The 23,584-nt window shown below is 32.7% G+C and carries 20 protein-coding genes; 12 read left to right on the top strand and 8 right to left on the bottom strand.

Annotated features, from left to right (window positions below; genetic code table 11):
- Positions 1–5 precede the first annotated feature (5 nt).
- From ML436_02760 to ML436_02710, 11 genes are all read left to right on the top strand, one after another.
- Positions 6–2,501, top strand: coding sequence for an ATP-binding protein (locus ML436_02760; GenBank protein UMT78667.1), 2,496 nt, complete (start codon positions 6–8; stop codon positions 2,499–2,501).
- Between the two features lie 870 nt (positions 2,502–3,371).
- Positions 3,372–4,730, top strand: coding sequence for a cell division protein FtsK (locus ML436_02755; protein ID UMT78666.1), 1,359 nt, complete (start codon positions 3,372–3,374; stop codon positions 4,728–4,730).
- Between the two features lie 5 nt (positions 4,731–4,735).
- Entirely contained in the window at positions 4,736–4,903 is a 168-nt protein-coding gene (locus tag ML436_02750) for a hypothetical protein (protein UMT78665.1), read from the top strand.
- Between the two features lie 18 nt (positions 4,904–4,921).
- Positions 4,922–5,155: a hypothetical protein gene (locus tag ML436_02745; protein ID UMT78664.1), complete on the top strand. Its 234-nt coding sequence runs from the start codon at positions 4,922–4,924 to the stop codon at positions 5,153–5,155.
- Positions 5,156–5,202: 47 nt separating this feature from the next.
- Positions 5,203–5,487, top strand: a complete 285-nt coding sequence (locus ML436_02740) for a hypothetical protein (protein UMT78663.1) — start codon at positions 5,203–5,205, stop codon at positions 5,485–5,487.
- 15 nt (positions 5,488–5,502) lie between these two features.
- A complete protein-coding gene (locus ML436_02735; protein UMT78662.1) occupies positions 5,503–7,416 on the top strand; it encodes a hypothetical protein in 1,914 nt (637 codons plus the stop codon).
- Positions 7,406–8,443 carry a CHAP domain-containing protein gene (locus ML436_02730; GenBank protein ID UMT78661.1) on the top strand — a complete coding sequence of 346 codons (1,038 nt, stop codon included), beginning with the start codon at positions 7,406–7,408 and terminating at the stop codon, positions 8,441–8,443. The genes ML436_02735 and ML436_02730 overlap by 11 nt, the downstream gene beginning before the upstream one ends.
- A 6-nt stretch (positions 8,444–8,449) precedes the next feature.
- Positions 8,450–9,043 carry a hypothetical protein gene (locus tag ML436_02725; protein UMT78660.1) on the top strand — a complete coding sequence of 198 codons (594 nt, stop codon included), beginning with the start codon at positions 8,450–8,452 and terminating at the stop codon, positions 9,041–9,043.
- A gap of 46 nt (positions 9,044–9,089) precedes the next feature.
- Entirely contained in the window at positions 9,090–9,452 is a 363-nt protein-coding gene (locus ML436_02720; GenBank protein UMT78659.1) for a DUF4467 domain-containing protein, read from the top strand.
- Between the two features lie 111 nt (positions 9,453–9,563).
- Positions 9,564–10,070, top strand: coding sequence for a helix-turn-helix domain-containing protein (locus ML436_02715; protein UMT78658.1), 507 nt, complete (start codon positions 9,564–9,566; stop codon positions 10,068–10,070).
- Complete coding sequence (locus ML436_02710) at positions 10,036–10,527, top strand: IS30 family transposase (GenBank protein ID UMT78657.1); 492 nt, start codon at positions 10,036–10,038, stop codon at positions 10,525–10,527. Before ML436_02715 ends, ML436_02710 begins: the two co-directional genes overlap by 35 nt.
- 237 nt (positions 10,528–10,764) lie before the next feature.
- Here ML436_02710 and ML436_02705 read toward each other — a convergent pair whose 3' ends face one another.
- From ML436_02705 to ML436_02680, 6 genes are all read right to left on the bottom strand, one after another.
- Positions 10,765–11,481: an HAD family hydrolase gene (locus ML436_02705; GenBank protein ID UMT78656.1), complete on the bottom strand. Its 717-nt coding sequence runs from the start codon at positions 11,479–11,481 to the stop codon at positions 10,765–10,767.
- Between the two features lie 250 nt (positions 11,482–11,731).
- Complete coding sequence (locus tag ML436_02700; protein ID UMT78655.1) at positions 11,732–12,808, bottom strand: branched-chain amino acid aminotransferase; 1,077 nt, start codon at positions 12,806–12,808, stop codon at positions 11,732–11,734.
- A 334-nt stretch (positions 12,809–13,142) separates the two neighbouring features.
- Positions 13,143–14,108 (bottom strand): NAD-dependent epimerase/dehydratase family protein, encoded by a 966-nt coding sequence (locus ML436_02695; protein ID UMT78654.1) that lies wholly within the window; start codon positions 14,106–14,108, stop codon positions 13,143–13,145.
- Between the two features lie 230 nt (positions 14,109–14,338).
- A complete protein-coding gene (locus ML436_02690; protein ID UMT78653.1) occupies positions 14,339–15,973 on the bottom strand; it encodes a ribulokinase in 1,635 nt (544 codons plus the stop codon).
- A 154-nt stretch (positions 15,974–16,127) separates the two neighbouring features.
- Positions 16,128–17,006, bottom strand: coding sequence for a protein deglycase HchA (gene hchA / locus ML436_02685; GenBank protein ID UMT78652.1), 879 nt, complete (start codon positions 17,004–17,006; stop codon positions 16,128–16,130).
- A gap of 260 nt (positions 17,007–17,266) precedes the next feature.
- Positions 17,267–18,454: a glycine C-acetyltransferase gene (locus tag ML436_02680; GenBank protein UMT78651.1), complete on the bottom strand. Its 1,188-nt coding sequence runs from the start codon at positions 18,452–18,454 to the stop codon at positions 17,267–17,269.
- A gap of 170 nt (positions 18,455–18,624) precedes the next feature.
- On the opposite strand from ML436_02680, the gene ML436_02675 reads away from it, so the two are divergent.
- Entirely contained in the window at positions 18,625–19,797 is a 1,173-nt protein-coding gene (locus ML436_02675; protein UMT78650.1) for a M20 family metallopeptidase, read from the top strand.
- Positions 19,798–20,057: 260 nt separating this feature from the next.
- On the opposite strand, the gene tuf is transcribed toward ML436_02675, so the two are convergent.
- Both tuf and fusA read right to left on the bottom strand, forming a co-directional pair.
- Complete coding sequence (gene tuf, locus ML436_02670; protein ID UMT78649.1) at positions 20,058–21,242, bottom strand: elongation factor Tu; 1,185 nt, start codon at positions 21,240–21,242, stop codon at positions 20,058–20,060.
- 218 nt (positions 21,243–21,460) lie between these two features.
- Positions 21,461–23,542, bottom strand: a complete 2,082-nt coding sequence (gene fusA / locus ML436_02665) for an elongation factor G (GenBank protein ID UMT78648.1) — start codon at positions 23,540–23,542, stop codon at positions 21,461–21,463.
- Between the last annotated feature and the right edge of the window lie 42 nt (positions 23,543–23,584).

The following is a 23,584-nucleotide window of genomic DNA, read 5'->3' as shown; positions in this document are numbered from 1 at the left end:
ATGACATGGAGTTAAAAGCCCCCTATGCAGGGATGAAAAATAATTTGTTATTAACGAAAAGCGGTGAAGTTTGGGCGTATTATCGTATTCGTTCTGAATCTATTTCAACAGCCAATTACGATAAAAAAGAAGCTTCAAAAAAACGTATGAAATATTTTCTTGAATCGATTAAAGGTTATCAGGATTTTCATTTTGAAATGTATGAGCATGATTTAGATTTACGTAATAAATTTAAAGAAATTAGTCAAGACTTTGATGATTCAGCGTTTGATGTGGCTAATTATTATGCCCAAGAAACGATTGATGTGTTAGAACAAGAATTACAAATGATTACACGTAACTCGTTTGTCATGGGTGTGAAACTTCGAGAATTAAGTGATGATGCGATTTCGATTAAAGAAATGCTTAAGAGTACATTATCAGATACAGCGGAACGAATGATTTCGAATTTTGGTTTTAATGTTTCATTAGATGAAAAAGTATTAAGTCGTTATGAAGTGTTTGAACGAGAACTTGCGGATAGTTTTTTAAGTATTGAGGGTGAACGCTTAACTGAAAATGAGCTTGCTTATATCGTGCGTAAGCCATTTATTTCAAATGCGACGCATGATGTACAAGAGGAATCATCAAGACGTGCCGTAACAGATGTATGTAATGTGGTGATTGACCCTACAAATATGCGTGTATTGAAAGTGACAAATGAAAATGAAACATTCTATACAACAACAATTGTTGTTGACGACTTTCCACTTGATATGGAATTTACACATATTTATGAAAAAGCACAAAATATGCCGTTCCCTGTGGAATGTCATGTAAAAGCAAAAATTGTTGAGAATGATAAAGTAAAAAAGAAATTTGATCGTGCAAAAATTAATCATAAAGCACAAGCAAGAGAAAAACAATCAGCTGGTGATAATGCATCTGAAGATATTCAAGATAATTTATTCGTATTAGAACAAATGGAAAAAGAAGTGACAGGTTCAGGTGTATTTATGGAATGGTCTTGTTCATTTGTGATTAAGAGTGATGATTTAAAAGATTGTAAGCGTAAAGCGAAACGTTTAATTAAACGTTTGAAAGAAACAAATATTTATGCGGTTAATCCATTAGCTGACCAATTACAACTTTATTATCAAATTTTACATGGAAATCCATTGTTTATTAATAAATATTGGGTGCAACGCACGACAGCAACTGGGATTGCAGAAAATTTATTTGGCGTGTCGCAAAGTTTAGGTACAAAAACTGGTTTTTATATCGGACGTATTGATAAGTTTATACGTTCTGTTTCACGTGAGGAAGCTGTTGCAAGTTCAAGAGATATTATTTTATTTAGTTTATTATTAGCAGCCAAAGGTATATCAGGAGCAGTCAGTGATAGCCCACACGTATTAATCACAGGTCAAACAGGTAAAGGTAAATCATTTTTAGCTAAGTTACTTTGGATATATACATCATTCTTTAAAGGTCAAATGATTTATTGGGACCCGAAAAGTGAATTTGCAGATTGGTTTAATAAAATTACAGAAAGTGAAGACATGCAACGTAAATATCCCCTATTTGTTAATCATTTAAAAACATTTAAGTATGTGACATTGGATTATAAAAAGCCTAGTAATTATGGTTGTTTAGACCCGATTGTTTTTCTTGATGGTATTGAAGCTAATGAAATGTTGAAATCAGTATTTGATGAAATTAAATCCTTTGAAAATGAACATCGTGTTGAAACAGCAATTTATAGGGCTATTACTGAAACAGTTGAGGAACGTGAAAAAGGTCAACAAGTTGGGTCATTAGATGTAATTAAAAAGCTTCAAAATGATGAAGATGAACATGTAAGTCAAGCTGGTGATTTACTTTTTGAAAAAACACAAAATAATATATTAAAACTTGTGTTTAGTGATGGTAGTAATCCGGCTTTGAATATTCAAGAAAAAGCAACGATATTACAAGTTCAAGGTTTAGATATGCCGAAGGCTGGTGATGACCCATCGGGTTATTCAACTGGTGAGAAAAATGGGATTACTTTAATGCTTTTAATCGGTAAATTTTTACAGAAATTCGGTTCACGTAGACAGATACAAACCACACTCTTTATTGATGAAGGTTGGGCATTTAGTGCCTCACGACAAGGTAAAAAAGTAGCTAAAGGTATTAAACGTATGGGTCGATCTGAAAATAATTCGCTAGTTTTTATTACCCAATCTGTTAAAGATAAAGCCGATGAAGACGGCGGTAACTTTGGTTGTCATTTCGCATTTGATGAAAAAGATGAACGAGAGGATATTTTAAAATCGCTTGGTTTAGAATATTCAAAAGAAAGTCCCGAAAATATGGAAATGTTGAAAGATTTGAAGAAAGGTCAATGTATTTTCAGTGATTTCTACGGACGTGTGGGCAAAATGGTCGTACATTGTCCTTTTGAAGAAATGACGGAAGCATTTAGAACACAAGAAGATTCAGCAAGTTCAAAAGCAGAAGAGAAATTTGCGATTTAATATATAGGAATATACCTTATTTCAGTATATTCCTAATGTGAGGTGTTAAAATGAATGGATTGATCGAAGAATTGTTTAGTATAGTTTTTGCATTTATTGTTTGTTATGGTGTGATACCATATGGTTTTTGTATGGTTTTAAAACAAAAACATTTACAAAAAGAAGAATCTATGCGTCAGAACAATCTTTTGAGGAATTGTAGCTCCCCAGATAAATATAAGTAAACAGTAGAAAGAATGTAATATTTATATAATTGAATTCTGAGAACATACTGTGGTTTATCATTATGACTATTAACATTATATTAAATTGATGTACTAATAAGCTTATAAACCATCCTAGTATATGCCCTAAACGAAGTGGGTTGATGGTGTTAAATTGAGCTAATATACCAGCAATTAGAAATAATGCCAGACATACACCTATTAGATAGAAATAGAACCAATATAAATTTAGAAGTATATCATAAGTTATATTTTCACTTATTTTAGATATATGGTTATTAGTGATAATATTTATTAATTTATTGATATTATTTAAAATATTAGGCTGGAATATATTAACGATAAATACGGTTAAGTTGATGTAAGTAAATAAAAATAGAGGTGTTCCGATATTTAACCAGTTTAAATTAAATTTTATCATCAGGGGGTGTCCTCTCTATGTTTATGATTTTTATTATGGCAATGATTTTGATTTTAAGTGTTATGAGATTAGAAAAATTATGCAGATTAGAAAATGAACGACATTCAAAAGAAATAACTAAGATTATTAACAATAAAGAATAATAGAATTATATATTATTTTATATAATTTGTTAATCACAGATCGATAAAATATAAAAAATAAAGGTAGTAAAGGAGTGATTCAATGGCAATGAATGAGATTGCTTTATTTAAAGGTGTGCGTATTCAACCGTATTTTAAACATATTGATTTTATTTTTGCGGGTGTGTTCGCATTTATCTTTTTATCCTATCGAATATTAATGTTATGGCAAGGTTATATTAGTCAACAAAAAGCTTTAAATGTGGTTGAAGTCTATCAGTACTTTAAACCACATTTTTTATATCTTGCGATTGGTACATTAGTTATTTTTATTATCGCAAAGTTATCTTCACAATTGATTTTAAGATTTCGTGAAAAAGATTTGGCTGAAATGATTGAAACACAAGGATTTCATAATCGTACAGTGATTAAGAAAACAACAGAATATTTAGATATTGATTATAAGAAAACAGAATATGATTATTATCCAACATTGTTTTATAAACGTAGACGTAAAACATTTGTGATACATGTAAAAAAAGATGGTTCACGTTTTCAAGATGATTATTTAGAATTAGAATCTATCATTGAACCCATGTTTAATTGTGAGCTTGTTGAGAAGCGTCATATTGGGCGTTATTTGAGATATGAGTTTATGCCTCTTAAATATAAAAAACGTATCGTTATGGAAGGTACAGAAGCATCAGAAACAACCTATTATGATACGAAGATTTATATTACACATCAAATTCTTTGGGATTTTGTGAAAGCACCACATGCTTTAATTACTGGTGTGACCGGTGGCGGTAAAACGTACTTTTTATTTTATATGATTAGAGAATTATTTAAGCGTGATGCAGAAGTACGGTTATTAGATCCGAAAGTATCTGATTTATCATTTATGAAAAATGTGATAGGTGCTGAAAAAGTGGCGGATACGAAAGGTCAAATTTTTAAACAATTAAGAGAAGCTAATGAAGAAATGGAACATCGCTTTAGAATGATGAGTGAAAGCAAACAATATCAATTAGGCAGTAATTTTAGAAACTTTGATTTACCACCCTATTTTGTGATTTTTGATGAAGTGACAGCGTTCACGTCTACTTTAGATAAAAAAGAACTTCAAGAAATGAATGATTATTTAATCAACATCATTATGAAAGGTCGCCAAGCTGGTGTGTTTATGTTTTTAACAGCACAGCGACCTGATGCAGATGTGATTAAAGGTAATGTGCGCGATCAATTAGGTTTACGTGTATCAATGGGTAATTTGTCAGCTGATGGTTATCGTATGACCTTTGGTCAAACAGATAAATCATTTCAACCGATTCACGAATCAGATATTGGACGCGGTTATATCTCAATTCTTGGACAATATAATGAACCGATTTTATTTGATGCGCCTCTCATGGAACAATATGATTTTGTGGAAGATGTGAAGCAAATATTAAATAAGGAGTAGAAAAAATGAATAAAGAACAAATAGAGAAATTATTAAGTGAGTTAGCTAAGGAAATTGGAATGAAAAATGTTATTTTAATAGCTTTAGATTTAGCGATTAAGGAAGATAAAACGTTACGTCCCGATGAAGTGAAACAATTAATTAAAGTACAGTGTCAAATTGAAAAAATTTAAATAAGGAGTGAGCATGTAATGAAAATTGATTTTAATGAGAATGGAGATTTCTATTTTTTACGTAAAGACGATGTGAGACGAGATTTTGATTGTTATGCTTATCGATTAGCTTCGGTTGATTTAGGTTCAGAAATTATTGTTTTATCAAAACAAAATTTAGATTTAAAGCCTTTAGAAAAAGTTGTATTGAATGACTTAGAAATAAATGATGCCAGTTACGTATTTAAAGGGGAAATAAGAGCTAATAATTGATTATTAATTGTTTTTTATGTATAACCAAAATAAAAAGGAGTTAAATAATGTTATACATAAAAAAAGCAAAGACAGGTGTTTTTCAGAGTAATGCGTTAGTTGGTAACCATTTAAAAATGTTAAAAAAAGACATAATATCCAATAAGGAACGTGTTTACACATTGCTTTCTTGTGATTTTATGTTTACGTTTGAATATAGAACTAAAAAAGATATTTCTTTTAAAACTATGAAAAGTGTTTGTATATCAGAAAAAGTTTGGTTTTGTACTTATGGCATAAAATTAGGTACTAAGTTTCAATTATATGGTGATGAAATTGTAGTTAAAAATTAAATAAGGAGTGATTAAATGAAGCGTAAAAGTTTATATCTTTTATGCTTTTTAATTTTGCCTTTGTTTTTAATAACAGGGGCAACGGCTGATGCCGTCGCTAATCCAGTAGGAAAACCAACGAATGCCGTTGATGCGAAGATTGAAAAGTATAAAGTAGATGATAAAGCTGATGGTGATATAGATTTAGAACGTTATCGTGTATGGTTTCAAAAAGATGAAGATTGGAATCCATTTGGTAAAGATGAGGTCGCAGAAACAGTTAATAATGTAACAAATTTCTTTTTTGAAATTGACAAGTTGATTGTAAGTATTACTGATTATGCGATAGAAAATTTATATCAGCTTGATGTATTAAACGATTTTGCGGATAAAGTCGGTCAATTTGTCGGTGATATTTATCAAAAATTGTTAAGTAATATTGTGATGACGTTGTTTATTGTGATTTGTTTAAATGCATTTATTATCTTTTCAGTTAAAGGTAATATGCATGAAGCGTTAAAACGTGGGTTTTTAATCTTTTGTTTAATTGGTTTTGGTGTGGGTGTGCTTGCCAATGCGAGCTTCGTGATTAAAGGTACAAATAATGTTGGTAAAGGGTTAAATAATGTCATTATGAATAGTACAAGTTCTATTAATGGTGATATTGATTATGTAAATGAAAATTCAGGCATTAACAAGATACGTAATCAATATTTTGATATGGCGTTATATAAGCCTTATCTGATTATGAATTATGGCACAGTTAACGAGGAGAAAATTAAGCAAAAAGGTAAAAATCGTATTGATGATATTTTAAATATCAAAGTGAAAGATGAAAAGACAGAAAAAGAAGTTGAAAGAAAAGTTGGTGATGAGGTTAAAAAATATGATAATACCTCAATGAAACAAACCCATGTATTTGGGCAACTAGGTATTGCGATGTTTACATTGATTATTACGATAGCTTTATCTATTATATTTTTATCGATTAGTTTTGCGAAAGTTATCTTTTCAGCTTTTGCGCTCATTTTATTCTTATTTTTAGTGTTTAGTTGGCTTATTAGTTTTATCCCTGGTTTTGAAATATCAGTATTCAAAGCATTAGCACGTACATTAGGGTATATTATTTTAAGTGCCTGTATGACATTTTTATTTGTGGTGATTGGTTTCTCAATTGATATCGCGAATGCATTTGTGAAACCAGAAAGCCAACAAGCTTATTTTTTAAATGTGATATTCCTAATGATTATTTTATTTGTTTTGTATAAAAAGCGTAGTGAAATCATTGATTTTGTGACACGTGGTAATTTAAGTTTATCACCTCAAAAATTAGGTGCAGAGGTAATACGTAAAGGACAAGATGAATTTAATAAACGTCGTCAAGCACAAGCGGAAGATAAAAAGAATAAACGTAAAAATCAACTTGATAATCCAGAACCACCGATGTTAAATAACAATGATAATAATCCAAAGCGAAATCAACAACCAGATACGCCTATTTCAATGAATAATCCGAAAGAAATTAAGCGACGTAATCAACAAGAAGAGATGCATGGCGCTCCTAATGTAGGTGTAGTTAGTTATTCGAAACCATCTTATTCAAAACCATCAGGTTATACTAAATCTAAACGAATCGCACAAGATGATGGTATGTATCGTGATGTAAAACATAAAAAAGAAATTAAACGTAACCTGCAAACAGAATCATTTAGCCCTACTTATTTATCTCAACCGCCAAAAGAATTGTCAAGACGCAGTCAATCGTTTAATCAAGATGTTCAATCTTCTTATGATAAAGATATTGAAAAACGTCATATACAGACTGGAGAAAATAATCCCTATCAACCACGTTCACATACAAATGAGCCGACATTTAAACGCAATTCACAAACAAAACATATTCTTGATCGATTGAAAAAACAAAAGGATATTAATAAACATGGTAAATAAAAAGACTGTTGTAAAAGAAGTGATGAAACAAACGCCGATTGGCATTAAATTTAGATTATTAAAAATTGGTCTGATATTGTTTTGTGTGTTGTTTTTCTTGTTCCCTGTGATATTGATGTTTGTATTTAGTCCAGAGGAAAACAAACAAACAGATGGTGATATGTCATGTGTGGGTGGTGATGTTAAAGATAAAGGTATTGCGGTATTTGAACAAAATGCGAAAGGTGGCGCATTAGAAGGTAAAGGGAAAGTGATTGTAAAAATTGCGAAAAAGCATAAAATACCTGAAAATTTATTTATGGCGATTATTGCGAGTGAATCTGGTTGGGGTAAAGGAGAAAATGCGACGCGTCAAAAGAATCCCTTATCTGTGATGGGTACAAAGTCGATTCATGATTCTACGTATCCAACAATTGAAGCTGGACTTGAAGCTGGCGCAAAGAATTTATATGATGTTTATATTAAAGAAGGATTAACGACACCAGAGAAAATTGGGCCTAAATATGCGCCTGTAGGTGCATCGAATGACCCGAATAATATGAATAAGCAATGGATACCAACGGTAAAATCAATGATGAAAAAATTAAGTGATGGTGATGGCGCTGTATGTAAGTCTACTGGTGGTAAAGATATTAATTTTAGTGGTAAATTGCTAAAATGGAGTAATTCAGATGCAGGTAAAGGTAATTTATATACAGCGGGTCAATGTACATGGTATGCCTATGGTATTCGTCAAAAAATGGGAAAACCGATATCGACGTATTGGTTTCATGCGCAATTTTGGAATGATAGAGCTAAAGAGGAAGGTTATAAAGTGAATAGTAAACCCGCTGTAGGTGCGTTAATGATCGCCGAGCCTGGTGCTGGTGGTGCACCGCCAGTAACAGGACATGTAGCTGTTGTGATTGATGTGAAAGATGATAAAACATTTACTGTGACAGAAATGAATATTAAAGGACCTTATATCGTATCGCAAAGAGAAATGAAAGTAGAATCTGGTATTAGCTTTATTCATGATAAGGAGTAGATAACGATGAAATTAAAGATTATTGGCTTTGTGATTGTGACAGTTTTAACAGTGAGTGCTTATTTTTTAGGTACACAAACAACGAAGCAACAAGTTCAAAAAGAAAAGAATCATGTGAGTGAATTAAAACAATCATTACAACAAGAAAAAGATACGAATAAGGCATTACATCAACGTGTAAAACGTCAATCTAAGACAGTGATTGCGGAGGAAGAAAAACAAATACGTGAGACAGCACAAGCATTTACAACAGAGCTATTTACGTTAAAAAAAGGGTCGTCATTTAAACAAAAAGCTAAATCAATTAAGCCATTAGTAACAGAAAAATATTATGATATGTTGTTTAGTGATAACAGAGAGAAGTTTAGTATTTTCGACGATGTAACAGTAAGTGATATTCATGTCTATTTTGATCAGTATGACCCTAAGCATGATAATTATAAAGTATTTGTGCAGTTTAATGAGCGTATTGATACTGAGGGGCAAAAGGAAGTTGAGAACCGTAAAACATCTGTACAACTTGATATGGTGCGTACAAATGATAAATGGTTAATTAATGATGTACAGCGTTTTAATTTACAAAAAAATGGGCGTGGATAATTTATAAAATAATGATATAATTCAATAAAAAGGAGATGATTATATCATGACAAAGCGATTTTTATTGATAACATTGATTTTAGTAATATCTACAGCTTTAATTGCATGTGGTAAAAAATATGATAAAGAAATTGAGGAAGTTTCTAAATTAGAGAATAAAAGTAGTAAAGAATCTCAATTAAAAGATACATTAGAGTTTAAGCGTGATAAAAGTAATATTTATGTTTATAACGAAGGTAAAGTTATTGCGTTGACTTATAAGTCTTTGAAGGATAGCGATACTTTATGGACTAGTCTATATCGTAAAAATGAAACAACAGGAAAGTATGAAGAAGATTATAACGCGAAGCCCAAGAAATTTATGAAAGAAAATAAACCAGATTATAAAGAAGAGAATTTAAAAGAATAGACAAAAGCAACTCCCTAAATCGATTTGTCAGTTTGGGAGTTGCTTTCTTTTACATCTTCTTCTATTATATTTTATAAACGATGTTTAAAAATGTAAAGGAGAAGATGAAAAATGGCTAAAAAGCGAAGAAAACGACGTCCTGTAGATTTAACTACACGTTTAGCTATTGCGAAATATCTTTATGATGGTGTTCCTATTGCAGATATAGCTAGATTATTGGATAGAGATTATTCAGTGATTTTAAATGAATTAAAGCGATATACATTTGATGATGTTTATGACCCTGTTTTAGCACAAGAATATGCTTCGGTAACTTATAATCATTCTGAAGAACATAAAGAGAAATCTCGAAAATTAGATGAAAAATCTAAAGTATATATTGAAGAGAAATTAGCATGTCAATGGTCACCAAGACAGATAGCTGAAAGAATTGAGAAGGATATTGGTGTATATATAAGCTATCCTACTATATATCGTTATATACGTGAAGGTTTGGTCAAATATGTTAAAAAAGATTTAAGGCAAGGTGGTAAAAAATATAATAAATCTACAGAGAAGCGCGGTAAAATTAAAGTAGGCGATCGTGCAATTATGTATCGTCCCACATTTCATAAATGAGCGTAAAGAATATGGGCATTATGAAATTGATACAATTTTAAGTAAGCGTCCTTCTCTTGCTTGTTTGGTTACAATTATAGAGCGTAAAACAAGATATTTATATGCTTGTCGTTTAGATTCAAGATGTTCTAAAGATGTATGTGATGCGATTGTTGAATTAATGCGTGATTTAAGCCCAAAAACAATTACTGTAGATAGAGGTAAAGAATTTTCTAATTACTTATTGTTAGAAAGCGAACTTAATTGTCGTGTGTATTTTAGTGACCCTGGTTGTCCAGGTCAAAGAGGTTCGATTGAAAATGTGAATGGCTTGTTACGTCAATATTTTCCGAAAGGTACAGATTTTAAAGATATTTCTGATGATGCATTATATAAAGCTGTGGAAAGAATAAATACAAGACCGCGTGCAGTATTGAATTATTTAACGAGTGAGGAAGTCATTCAAGCGTATCGCTAATCTTTTTGTGAATGCATATTTATTGATTATGTTCTGAAAGAACTCATCAGTAAATATGCATTGGTCTAAGCGAACGATTTATCGTGAGTGCGGAAGCGTTCAATGTATAAAAATTGTATATTGTCTGTATAATTAGACATGAAGTTATTTAAGTTTTTTTGTGTTTTCAGATAAATATAATTGTAACTTTTATAATTTATTAAGTATTTTGATTTAATTACGCGATTTTAAATTTTTTTAAAGAAATTTTTGTTTTACTATTGACACACTGCATTTTAATACATCTAAAATATCTTTTGCACTGTTTAAAATTACATCCGCTTCGTACAATTCTTCTTTAGTTGCAACGCCAGTTAATACACCAATTGCCATCCCTAAATTTGCATTGCTAGCGGTTTTCATATCATTGGCAGTATCACCTACAATAGCAACTTGATTAGGAGCCACATGATGATTGTCAAATAATGGTGCTAAAACTTTAGGGTCGGGCTTCTCATAAGCATGTGCTTCAGTCGAGATAATTATATCGAATAATGATGTTGCATTCGTATGAGTCAAAAATTGTTCTACACCTTTTTTAGTATCACTTGTTACGACACCTAGTTTGTACCCTCGTGACTTCAACTTTTGAAGTGTTTCCTCAACACCATCTACCCAATTAATTTCAGGAATTCGTTCATCTACAAGTTTTTGACTTGTCGACTTTGACCATTCAGTTGTATCTTGTCCTGTCACATCATTAAATGCCGCTATAATTTGCTGTAATGAACCAGATCCCATTACTGACTTTGGATCAATAGACTCTTTCATAACACCTAATTGCCTAAGTGCTAATTCTTTATTTTGTACTGGAAATGTATCTAGTAATGATTCAACAAATCTTATACCTATTTTTTCCCAACTTCTATCAAATTCAATTAAAGTTCCATCTTTATCAAATAATATCCATTCCATTAATATCAATACTCCTGTTTATTTATTCGTATTGTGCTTAATCTCAGATGATTGTTGCTTTTGCGAAAAATGAACACGCAGGGACAATGTTTTGCGGTTATTTTTTTAAATATAATAAGTAAAATCCCCTTCAATGCTAAACAATAATCATTGTAAACTTTACTTTGTTACCATGCTTCGCTTAATTGAAAGGGATTTTGGTCATGATTAACTTTTGTATATTGTTGTCATGATCATATTTAATTTTCGATTAATATTTAGGTACGATGACTCTCCAACCATTTTTATCTTCTAAAGAGCCATTTTGAATACCAGTGTATACATCATATAATTTTTGAGTAATTTCACCAGTTTCATTATTATTAATTACAATTTCACGATCTTCGTATCTTAAAGTACCAACAGGTGAAATAACTGCTGCTGTTCCACTACCGAATACCTCTGTTAATTCGCCTTTATCATATGCCTCAAATAATTCATCAATTGAAACGCGACGCTCTTCAACTTCATATCCTAAGTTTTTAGCTAATTCAATAATAGATTTACGAGTAATACCTGGTAAAATACTACCATTTAATTCTGGTGTAATCACTTTACCATTTTCAACGAAGAAAATATTCATACTACCAACTTCTTCAATATACTTCTGTTCAACACCATCAAGCCATAATACTTGGTCATAGCCTAATTTATTTGCATTCGTTTGCGCTAATAAACTTGCTGCATAGTTACCTGCAACTTTTGCAAAACCTACACCACCGCGAACAGCACGTACGTATTCATCTTCAACATAGATTTTAGTTGGTTTTAAAGTTTCACCACCATAATATGCGCCTGAAGGTGATAAAATAATTAGTAGTTTATATTGATGTGACGCACCTACGCCTAGTGCACCTTCTGTAGCAAAGACGAATGGACGAATATATAAAGATTGTCCTTCTCCTTCTGGCACCCATTCTCTTTCTAGATCAACTAATTGTTTAAGACCTTCTAACAATTCAGCTTCGTTAACTTGAGGCATTTCTAAACGCGCTAATGAGTTATTTAGACGTTTAAAGTTTTCTTCAGGACGGAAAAGTGCTACTTCTCCATCTTTTTTATATGCTTTTAAACCTTCGAATACTGATTGTCCATAGTGAACACCTTGCGCTGCTGGTGAGATTTCAATCGGACCATAAGGTACAATTTTTAAATCATGCCATCCTTTATCTGCATGATAATCATAACTCAACATATAATCAGTAAAATATTTACCGAATCCTAATTGAGATGTATCAGGTTTTTCTTTTAATGTTTCGCGTAATTCAACTTTAACTGGTTGTGACATGATGATTGCCTCCTAATAATATAGTTTAAGAATTTGTTTAACTTAAATTATAACAATCCCTAATTTACTGTTCAATAAATTTTCTAAAAATTCAAAATTAATTAACACTTTTTCAGAAAGCCTATATCTTTTAGTATAAACGTATTAATTTCATAGAAACAAGTAATCTGTGTTTTAATAATATCTTTTAAATACAAAAAACTCTTTATTTAAAAATGAACTACACCTATAAATCCATTGTCTATAAGAAGACAAATAAATATTCATGCAATAGTTTATTTAAATAAAGAGTAATTTAAAATGATATTCCGTGTATTAAAGTGAGTGGAATTAATTAGTTATTAATTTTAGCATTATCTTTTTGTTCGATAGCTTCTAACATTAATTTTGTCATGCTTGCTAAATCATATTTTGGATCAAAGCCCCATTCACCACGTGAACAGCTAGTATCAATAGAGTCCGGCCAACTGTCTGCAATACCTTGTCTAATTGGGTCTACATCATAATCTAACTTAAATTCTGGATAATATTCTTGAATAGCTTCTTTTACCATTTCAGGATCAAAGCTCATTGCACTTAAATTATAACCATTTCTTGTTTCTAGTTTAGCATCGTCAGCTTCCATAAGTTTAATAATTGCATCTATCGCATCATCCATATACATCATATCCATATATGTTCCTTTATCAATGAAACTTGTATAGCGACCATCTCTCACTGCTTTAAAGTAAATCTCGACTGCATAGTCCGTCGTGCCACCACCTGGTTCTTTAACATGAGAAATTAAACCGGGGAATCTTACGCTTCTGGTATCAACACCAAAACGTTTAAAGTAATACTGACATAACAATTCTCCAGCTACTTTATTAACACCATACATGGTTGTAGGTTGTTGAATTGTAACTTGTGGCGTATTAACTTTAGGAGTTGAGTCTCCAAATGCACCTATTGAACTTGGCGTAAAGAAATGTAAGTCATATGTTCTTGCAGCTTCTAATGCATTCATCAAGCCACCCATGTTTAAATCCCATGCAAGTATTGGATTTTTCTCTGCAGTCGCCGATAATAGAGCAGCCATATGCATTAAGCTGTCAGCTTCAAAGTCCCTAACCAACTCAAACATACGATCGCGGTCTGTAACGTCTAAGATTTCAAATGGTCCATTTTGAACTGGTGAATCTGCTTCAGGTTCCCTAATATCTGTAGCAAGAACATTATCCGTACCATAAATTTCTCTACATTTAACAACTAATTCTGTACCAATTTGTCCTAACGCACCAGTTATCATAATTTTTTTCATAGAAATATCTCCTTTGTCTCTTCTATATAACCTCAGTCCATCACAAATGGACATAATATTCATTTTCATAATAATTATAATATAAAAGCGCTTACTTGTATATATGACATGCACATAAAGGTAAGTTAGTATAGATTTAAAATATTAATGATTTACACATCATAAAAGGTCTAATTTGTAACTTCGTGTCAGATTCTTTTATTATTCACTATACAATATTAAACATATGCTCACATATTTCTTAGCTGTTGAACTTCTTTTATGATATGTGCTTTTTTATAACCATGGATATCATGTAATGATTTATAAGCTTTGAATAATTTTTCATATCGTTGTACTTTCTCTGCTTCTGGCTCAATTTCGTATAGTATTGGCTCTTTCATTGCATCAATAGCCTCGTGTATTGAGTTATGCGCTCCACTGCATACAGCCCCTAGTATAGCGGCACCTATTGCTGGTGCATATTCACTATCCATAACGACTAATTTTTTATTTAAAACATTGGCATATATATCCATCATAATTGCATTCTTTTTAGGTATCCCACCACAAGCAAATACTTTCTCTACTTCCATATGCCAATCTTGATATTGTTGCATAATCATCTTTGTCCCAAATGCTGTTGCTTCCAAATAAGCTCTATAAACTTCCTCATGTTTAGTTTGTAAAGTTAATCCAAAGAGACACCCTGTTAAATTGGAATCGCTTAATACACTTCTATTTCCATTATGCCAATCAAGAGCAACGAGTCCACTTTCTCCGGGAAGCTGATGTTCTATTTTCTCATTCATCAATTCAAACACTGTGATGCCTCTTTTTTCAGCTTCATCAACATATGATTTAGGAGATTGTTTAGCAACATATTCAAACAAGTCACCTACTGCTGATTGACCAGCTTCATACGCATATAATTCTGGGATAATAGCTCCTTTTACAGAACCTGAAATACCAGGAACTTGATGTTGTTTTTCATTTAACATCAGATGACATGTACTCGTCCCAATTACCATTGTCATTTCTTTGTCTTTTTCGGATCCTATACCTAATAAGCTAGCATGTGCATCAATAATAAATGGACTTACCCTAGTTTCTTTTGACAGCCCTAATTTCTGAGCCATATTTTCAGATATTTTCCCTACTGATTCTCCAATATTTACAATAGGTGCAGATACTTTTTCTTTAATAACTTCAGACAATTTAGGATCAATTTTATCAAATAAATCATAATGAAATCCTGTAGTTTCTTCCCAAAATGATTTATAACCTAATCCACAATTAGAGCGTATATTTTTATTAGTTAACTTATTAACAATCCAATCTCCTGCTTCCATGATATAAGCTGTTTTCTCTATAATTTCCGGTGCTTGATTCATAACTTCCATTATTTTAGGAATCATCCATTCACTGCTCACATTATAACCATAATGTCCTAACCACTCATTTTTGTTTTCTAATGCTGTTTGGTACAATTTTTCCGCTTCTTTATATGCGCCATGGTGTTTCCATAATTTTACATAAGCATGTGGATTATTTTTAAATTGCTTTAAATTATGAATAGGATTAAGATTTTTATCAGTAAAGATAACAGTAGATGAGGTGAAATCTATACCAATACCAACAATCTCAGCTGGATCTATTTTAGAATCCGTTATTAAGTGTGCTATACCTTCATCTATAATTTCTAGATAATCATTACTATTTTGTAGTGCATATGTATGTGGTATTTTTAAGCCATTGAGTTCATTTTCAATCACACCATGTGTATAATTTTTTACAAATTTCGAAACAACTTGACCATTTGCTGTATTAATTAAAAATACACGCCCTGATGCAGTTCCAAAATCTATTCCAATACTATAAGACATTTTCTTTCCCCCGAATCTCTTTTTGCCACTTCTATTATCGTAAGCGTTTTCTTAAATCATACTCGTATTAGATACTATTTTACAAGTCTTGCCTTAAAAATCGTCATAAAAAAGAGCCCTCATAAAAATGAGAAGCTCTCTAATCAATAATCAATTATTTATCTTGAATAGCCTTTAACATTTCATTAACTGCTAATTTACCTAATTCATTTGAAGCTAGTGGACTATCACCTGTAAGTAATTTACGATCTTTTAAAGTTTTACCTGTCATATCATCATTAACAACTTTTAATCCTTGTTTAGTTAATAAATCAGCAACTAACCATTTTAAACGACCAGGTAAATATCCTATTTCAATATTTGCACCTTCATCTAGTGAATCAGGGAATACACAAACAGAGTATCCTTCTAATGGAGATTTATCTCTGTTAAGTCCTGCTGAAAGTAGTGCCGCTGGTCCATGGCATAGTGTAATTATAAATCTATCATTTTCCAATGCCCAATCTAATGTTTGTTGAACATCTTCACTTTCTGAAATTCCGACAACTGCAGCATGTCCACCAGGAATAAATACTGATAAATAGTCTGAATCTGGACCTAATTCATTTTTGATTACATCAGATAATTTTTTAGGTTGCTTTAATTTTTCTTTTAATTTGTTATAAGTGCTAATTACTGCTTCGTCTTCAGTCGGCATAGCCCATAATTCCAATTTAGCAGGATAACCTGATAAAGTTGCAACATCAACATCAAAACCAGCTTCCATCAAATGGTGTAAAGGTAATAACATTTCGACTGGATGATTACCAGTTGAGAACATTTTGCCGTTTTCTAACAACACATATCTTTCTTCTGCAGCAATCATCAAAACTTTCCATTTGCCTTCTTTATATGCATCTTTGTGTTCAACACCATCAAAGTCAGTTTTAGGTGCAGTATATTGACTTAATGAATACGGTGAGGGGAAAAACGCGTTATCTTCTGCTTTATCTGGTGTTGGTTGCTTACTTAAATTATTTACATCTTGTGACATAGTTAATTCCTACTTTCTCTCTTTATTTAATATGACTATAGACAAATAATACGCTCACTAAACATCTATGACAATAAATCAGCTTTTAACTTAAAATTACCATGCTTACTCTTTTCTATGAACATTTGATATTGCTAACTCTTAAAAGCTATTTAAACCTTATTACATGACTTCTTTAATATTTAAAATCTTTTCACTATATTGTAAAAATTAAAAGAAACCCACGCTATATTTTATCGTGAGTTTCTTAAGATATAACATTAAATTAAATTCATTTGTTTTCCAACTTTTTCATAAGCTGCAATTGCTTCATCTAACATTTCTTTTGTATGTGCAGCTGTTGGCATATTTCTAACGCGTCCAGTACCTCTTGGAACAGTTGGAAATACGATAGACTTAACATAAACGCCTTCATCTTTTAAACGTTTACTAAATTCTTGTGTTGTTTTTTCATCACCAATAATCACTGGTGTAATAGGCGTTTCAGACTCACCAGTATTATATCCTAATTTTGACAAGCCATTTTTTAAATACTTAGCATTTTCCCATAACTTGTCATGTAATTCAGTTGAAGCCATTAATTTTTTAACTGCTTCTGTAATTGCTTTAGTATCTCCAGGTGCTAATGATGTTGAGAATAAAAATGGTCGAGATTGAGCTTTTAACCAATCGATTAATTCCTTTGTACCTGCAACGTAACCACCAACAACTCCAATAGCTTTAGATAAAGTACCTATTTGGAAATCAATTTTATCTTGTAAGCCAAAATGTTTAACTGTTCCGGCACCTTTACCCATTACACCTGAACCATGAGCATCGTCTACATAAGTTAATAAACCATACTCCTCAGCAATTTCAACAATTTCGGGTAATTTAGCCACATCTCCATCCATGCTAAATACGCCATCAGTGATATACATCACTTTATTGTATTGACCTGATTCAACAGCTTCTTTTGCTTTAGCGCGCAGATCATCCATATCCGAATGGTTAACACGAATAATTTTAGCTTTAGATAAACGACAACCATCAATAATCGATGCATGATTAAGCTCGTCAGATAAAATTGCATCATTTTTGTTCATTACAGCTGAAATAGCAGCCATATTACAATTAAAACCTGATTGATATGCAATTGCTGCCTCAGTACCTTTAAATTTTGCTAATGTCTCTTCTAATTCATCGTGTAAATCTAAAGTACCATTGATTGTACGCACAGCACCAGCACCAACACCATGTGAGTCAATTGCAGCTTTAGCAGCATTTTTTAAATCTTCATTTGTTGCTAGTCCTAAATAATTGTTTGAAGATAAGTTAATATATTTTTTTCCATTGATTTTAATTTCAGGTCCGTTTGCACCTTCAATTGTATCAATTTCATTGTACAAACCATTATCTTTTAGATAATTTATATTTTCTTCTAAAAACTCATGTAATGATTGAACCACAGTGTATAATCCCCCTTTAGTATTGTTAGGTAATAACCTAATCATACAGGAATTTCAACAAACTTGAAAGCCTTATCATTTAATACAAAATTTACTAAAGCAATCATTTGGAATGATGAATTAATTAAATGTTATACTATAATCAATATTTTTAGAAAGTAGTGATTAAGGTGTTAGATTGGTTTCAATTAGCGAATAGCAAAGAAAATAAAACCATTCAACTTAGAAGATATTTACATCAATATCCTGAGTTGTCATTTGAAGAATTCCAAACACATGATTATATTGTTAACCAATTAAGCCAACTATCATGTGATATTGAAACACCTATTGGACGTAATGGTATTAAGGCAACATTTAAAGGCAATGGTGATGGTCCTACAATTGCGTTGAGAGCAGATTTCGATGCATTGCCTGTCGAGGAATTAAATGATGTTCCTTATAAATCTAAAAATCCTGGATGCATGCATGCTTGTGGCCATGATGGTCATACAGCTATGTTATTGACTGTAGCAGAAATACTAGATGAACATAAACAATTATTGAACGGTAATGTGGTATTAATATTCCAATATGGTGAAGAAATAATGCCAGGTGGCTCACAAGAAATGATTGACGCTGGTTGCTTAGACAATGTAGACAAAATTTACGGAACACATCTATGGAGTGGTTATCCTACGGGTACCATTCATTCACGCGCTGGCGCTATTATGGCATCACCTGATGAATTTAGTGTCACAATTAAAGGGCGTGGTGGACATGGCGCTAAGCCACATGAAACAATTGATCCAATTGTAATCATGGCAGAATTCATCTTGAGTGCACAAAAAATCATATCTCGTACCATTGATCCAGTAAAACAAGCTGTACTGTCATTTGGAATGATTCAAGCTGGTACATCAGATAGTGTTATCCCAGACCAAGCATATTGCAAAGGGACAGTTCGAACATTTGATTCAAATATTCAAGATCATGTGATGCATAAAATAGATAAATTACTTCAAGGTTTAGCAATTGCAAATGATATTGAATATGACTTGAATTACATTAAAGGTTATTTACCGGTTCATAATAATGAAAAAGCGTATCAAGTTATTAGATCAGCAACAAATGACTTGCACTTACGGTTTAATGAATCAGATTTAATGATGATTGGTGAGGATTTTTCACATTATTTAAAGGTCAGACCTGGTGCTTTCTTTTTAACTGGTTGTGGCAATGAAAATAAGGGCATTACAGCACCACATCATAATCCAAAATTTGATATAGATGAAAAGTCACTAAAATATGGTGTTTCAGTTTTCTTAAAAATACTAGAACTTGAACACGTATTTAAAAATTAACCAAACATAAATGACTATAAGATAAAGTTGGCTCTCTATCAAATTGGACAAATCAGTCCAATTTGATAGAGAGTCTTATTTTATGAGTTCCAATTAATAATTAATCAATTAATATAGACACTTTAGAAAATAGTAGTTTATCATAAATAATTAGCGTGCAATAATGCTTTACACTTAATCATGTATACATATTCTAAAAAGCAAAAAAAGACCCCTCAAATGAGGGATCTTCTTTTATATAAATTCTAAGAAATTAGAAATTATTTAATGATTTCAGTAACAACGCCTGATCCTACAGTACGTCCACCTTCACGGATTGAGAAACGAGTACCGTCTTCAATCGCGATAGGAGCGATTAATTCTACTGTCATTTCAACGTTATCACCAGGCATTACCATTTCAGTACCTTCTGGTAAGTGTACAACACCAGTTACGTCAGTAGTACGGAAATAGAATTGTGGACGATAGTTTGAGAAGAATGGAGTGTGACGTCCACCTTCGTCTTTTGATAATACGTAAACTTCTGCTTTGAATTCAGTATGTGGTGTAATTGAACCAGGAGCAGCTAATACTTGACCACGTTGTACGTCTTCACGAGCAACACCACGTAATAATGCACCAATGTTGTCACCAGCTTCAGCGTAGTCTAATAATTTACGGAACATTTCAACACCTGTAACAGTTGTTTTAGATGTGTCATGTAAACCGATGATTTCAACTTCTTCACCAACTTTGATTTGACCACGTTCAACACGGCCTGTAGCAACAGTACCACGACCAGTGATTGAGAATACGTCCTCAACTGGCATCATGAATGGTTTGTCAGAATCACGTTCTGGAGTTGGGATGTAAGTATCAACAGCATCCATTAATTCTAAGATTTTTTCTTCGTATTTAGCATCGCCTTCTAAAGCTTTTAAAGCTGAACCAGCGATTACAGGTACGTCGTCACCTGGGAAGTCATATTCGCTTAATAAGTCACGAACTTCCATTTCTACTAATTCTAATAATTCTTCATCGTCAACCATGTCAACTTTGTTTAAGAATACTACTAATGCTGGTACACCAACGTTACGTGATAAAAGAATGTGTTCACGAGTTTGTGGCATTGGACCGTCAGCAGCAGATACTACTAAGATACCACCGTCCATTTGAGCAGCACCAGTGATCATGTTTTTAACATAGTCAGCGTGTCCTGGGCAGTCAACGTGAGCATAGTGACGTTTGTCAGTTTGGTACTCAATGTGAGAAGTATTGATTGTGATACCACGTTCTTTTTCTTCTGGAGCGTTGTCAATCATGTCGTATGATTGTGCAACTGAGTCACCATTTTTAGCTAATACAGTAGCGATAGCTGCTGTTAAAGTAGTTTTACCATGGTCAACGTGACCGATAGTACCGATATTGGCATGTTCTTTAGAACGATCGAATTTTTCTTTTGCCATTATAAAATCTCTCCTATTCTGATTGAAAATAATATTTAAATTTATCTCTCATGATAGTTTCTCACCATCATGAGAAGATCATTTATAGCGATTGCAAAAAGAATTTTACAATTCTTTTATAATGCATTCACCCCAAAAAATCAAACTATAAAGATGACAGCTTAGAATTAAGCTCACCTTGTATTTTAACCTAGGCTAGCTAGTCAAAACAAGTTATATTATTCACCTTTATTTTTCTTGATAATATCTTCAGCGATTGATTTTGGAACTTCAGCATAGTGATCGAAGTACATAGTGTAAGTACCACGACCTTGAGTGTTAGAACGTAATGATGTTGCGTAACCGAACATTTCTGAAAGTGGTACATAAGCGTTAACAACTTGTGCATTACCACGTGGTTCCATACCATCAACACGTCCACGACGAGATGTTACGTCACCCATGATGTCACCCATGTATTCTTCAGGCATTTCGATTGTTACTTTCATCATTGGTTCTAAGATAACAGGATCACATTTTTTAGCAGCTTCTTTAAGTGCTAATGATGCAGCAATTTTGAAGGCCATTTCAGATGAATCGACATCATGGTATGAACCATCATATAATTTAGCTTTAACATCAATTAATGGGTAACCTGCTAAGACACCATTTTCCATAGCATCTTTAAGACCAGCTTCAACTGATGGAATGTATTCACGAGGAACTACACCACCAACGATAGCGTTTTCGAATTCGAATCCTGCGCCAGTTTCGTTTGGTGTGAATTCAATATGAACATCACCGTATTGACCACGACCACCTGATTGACGAGAGAATTTACCTTGAACTTGTGCAGATGATTTGAAAGTTTCACGATATGAAACCATTGGAGCACCTACGTTACATTCAACGTTGAATTCTTTCTTCATACGGTCTACTAAGATATCTAAGTGAAGCTCACCCATACCACCGATGATAACTTGTCCAGTTTCTTCGTCAGTGTGTGCATGGAATGTTGGGTCTTCTTCTTGTAATTTAACTAAAGCTTGAGTCATTTTATCTTGGTCAGCTTTAGATTTTGGTTCTACTGATAAGTGAATAACTGGCTCTGGGAATTCCATTGATTCCAAGATAATGTCATTTTTCTCACCACATAAAGTATCACCAGTACCTGTATCTTTAAGACCTACCGCAGCAGCGATATCTCCTGAATATACAGTGTCGATTTCTTGACGTGAGTTAGCGTGCATTTGTAATAAACGACCTACACGTTCACGTTTACCTTTAGTTGAGTTCTTAACGTATGAACCAGATGTCATTGTACCTGAGTACACACGGAAGAATGTTAACTTACCAACATAAGGGTCAGTCATAACTTTGAACGCTAAGGCAGCAAATTCAGCTGAATCGTCTGCTTTCGCGATTACTTCTTCTTCAGGGTTGCTAGCACGGTGACCAATAATAGGTTTAACGTCTAGTGGTGAAGGTAAGTAATCAATTACAGCGTCAAGCATTAATTGAACACCTTTGTTTTTGAAAGCTGTACCACAAAGTACTGGGTAGAATTCTACGTTAGTAGTAGCTTGGCGGATAGCTTCTTTTAATTCAGCAACTGAAATTTCTTCATCACCAAGATATTTTTCCATTAATTCGTCGCTAGTTTCTGCAACAGCTTCGATTAAGCTAGCACGAGCTTCTTCAGCTCTATCTAAGTGATCTTCAGGAATTTCAATTTCTTCAATTTCAGTACCTAAATCATTTGTATATTTGAAACATTTCATTTCAACTAAGTCAATGATTGCTTCGAATTCGTCTTCCGCACCAATTGGTAATTGGATTGGAGCAGCGTTAGCTTGTAAACGATCATGTAATGTACTTACAGAGTATTCGAAGTTAGCACCTAATTTGTCCATTTTGTTTACAAATACGATACGAGGAACACCATAAGTTGTAGCCTGACGCCAAACTGTTTCAGTTTGAGGTTCAACACCTGATTGTGCATCAAGTACTGTAACTGCTCCGTCAAGTACACGTAATGAACGTTCAACTTCTACAGTGAAGTCTACGTGTCCAGGTGTATCGATAATGTTTACACGGTGACCTTCCCAAGCTGCTGTTGTTGCAGCAGACGTGATTGTAATACCACGGTCTTGTTCTTGTTCCATCCAGTCCATTTGTGAAGCACCTTCGTGTGTTTCACCAATTTTGTGAATACGGCCAGTGTAATAAAGAATACGTTCAGTCGTAGTCGTTTTACCAGCATCGATGTGAGCCATGATACCGATATTACGAGTTTTTTCTAATGAAAATTCTCTAGCCATGTATTTTTTCTCCTTCCAGTTTATATTACTGAATAAATACGA

The organism is Staphylococcus roterodami, from assembly GCA_022493055.1.
Taxonomy (GTDB): domain Bacteria; phylum Bacillota; class Bacilli; order Staphylococcales; family Staphylococcaceae; genus Staphylococcus; species Staphylococcus singaporensis.
Note: the sequence above shows the minus strand (reverse complement) of the source record. Positions and strands in the feature narration are given on the sequence as shown.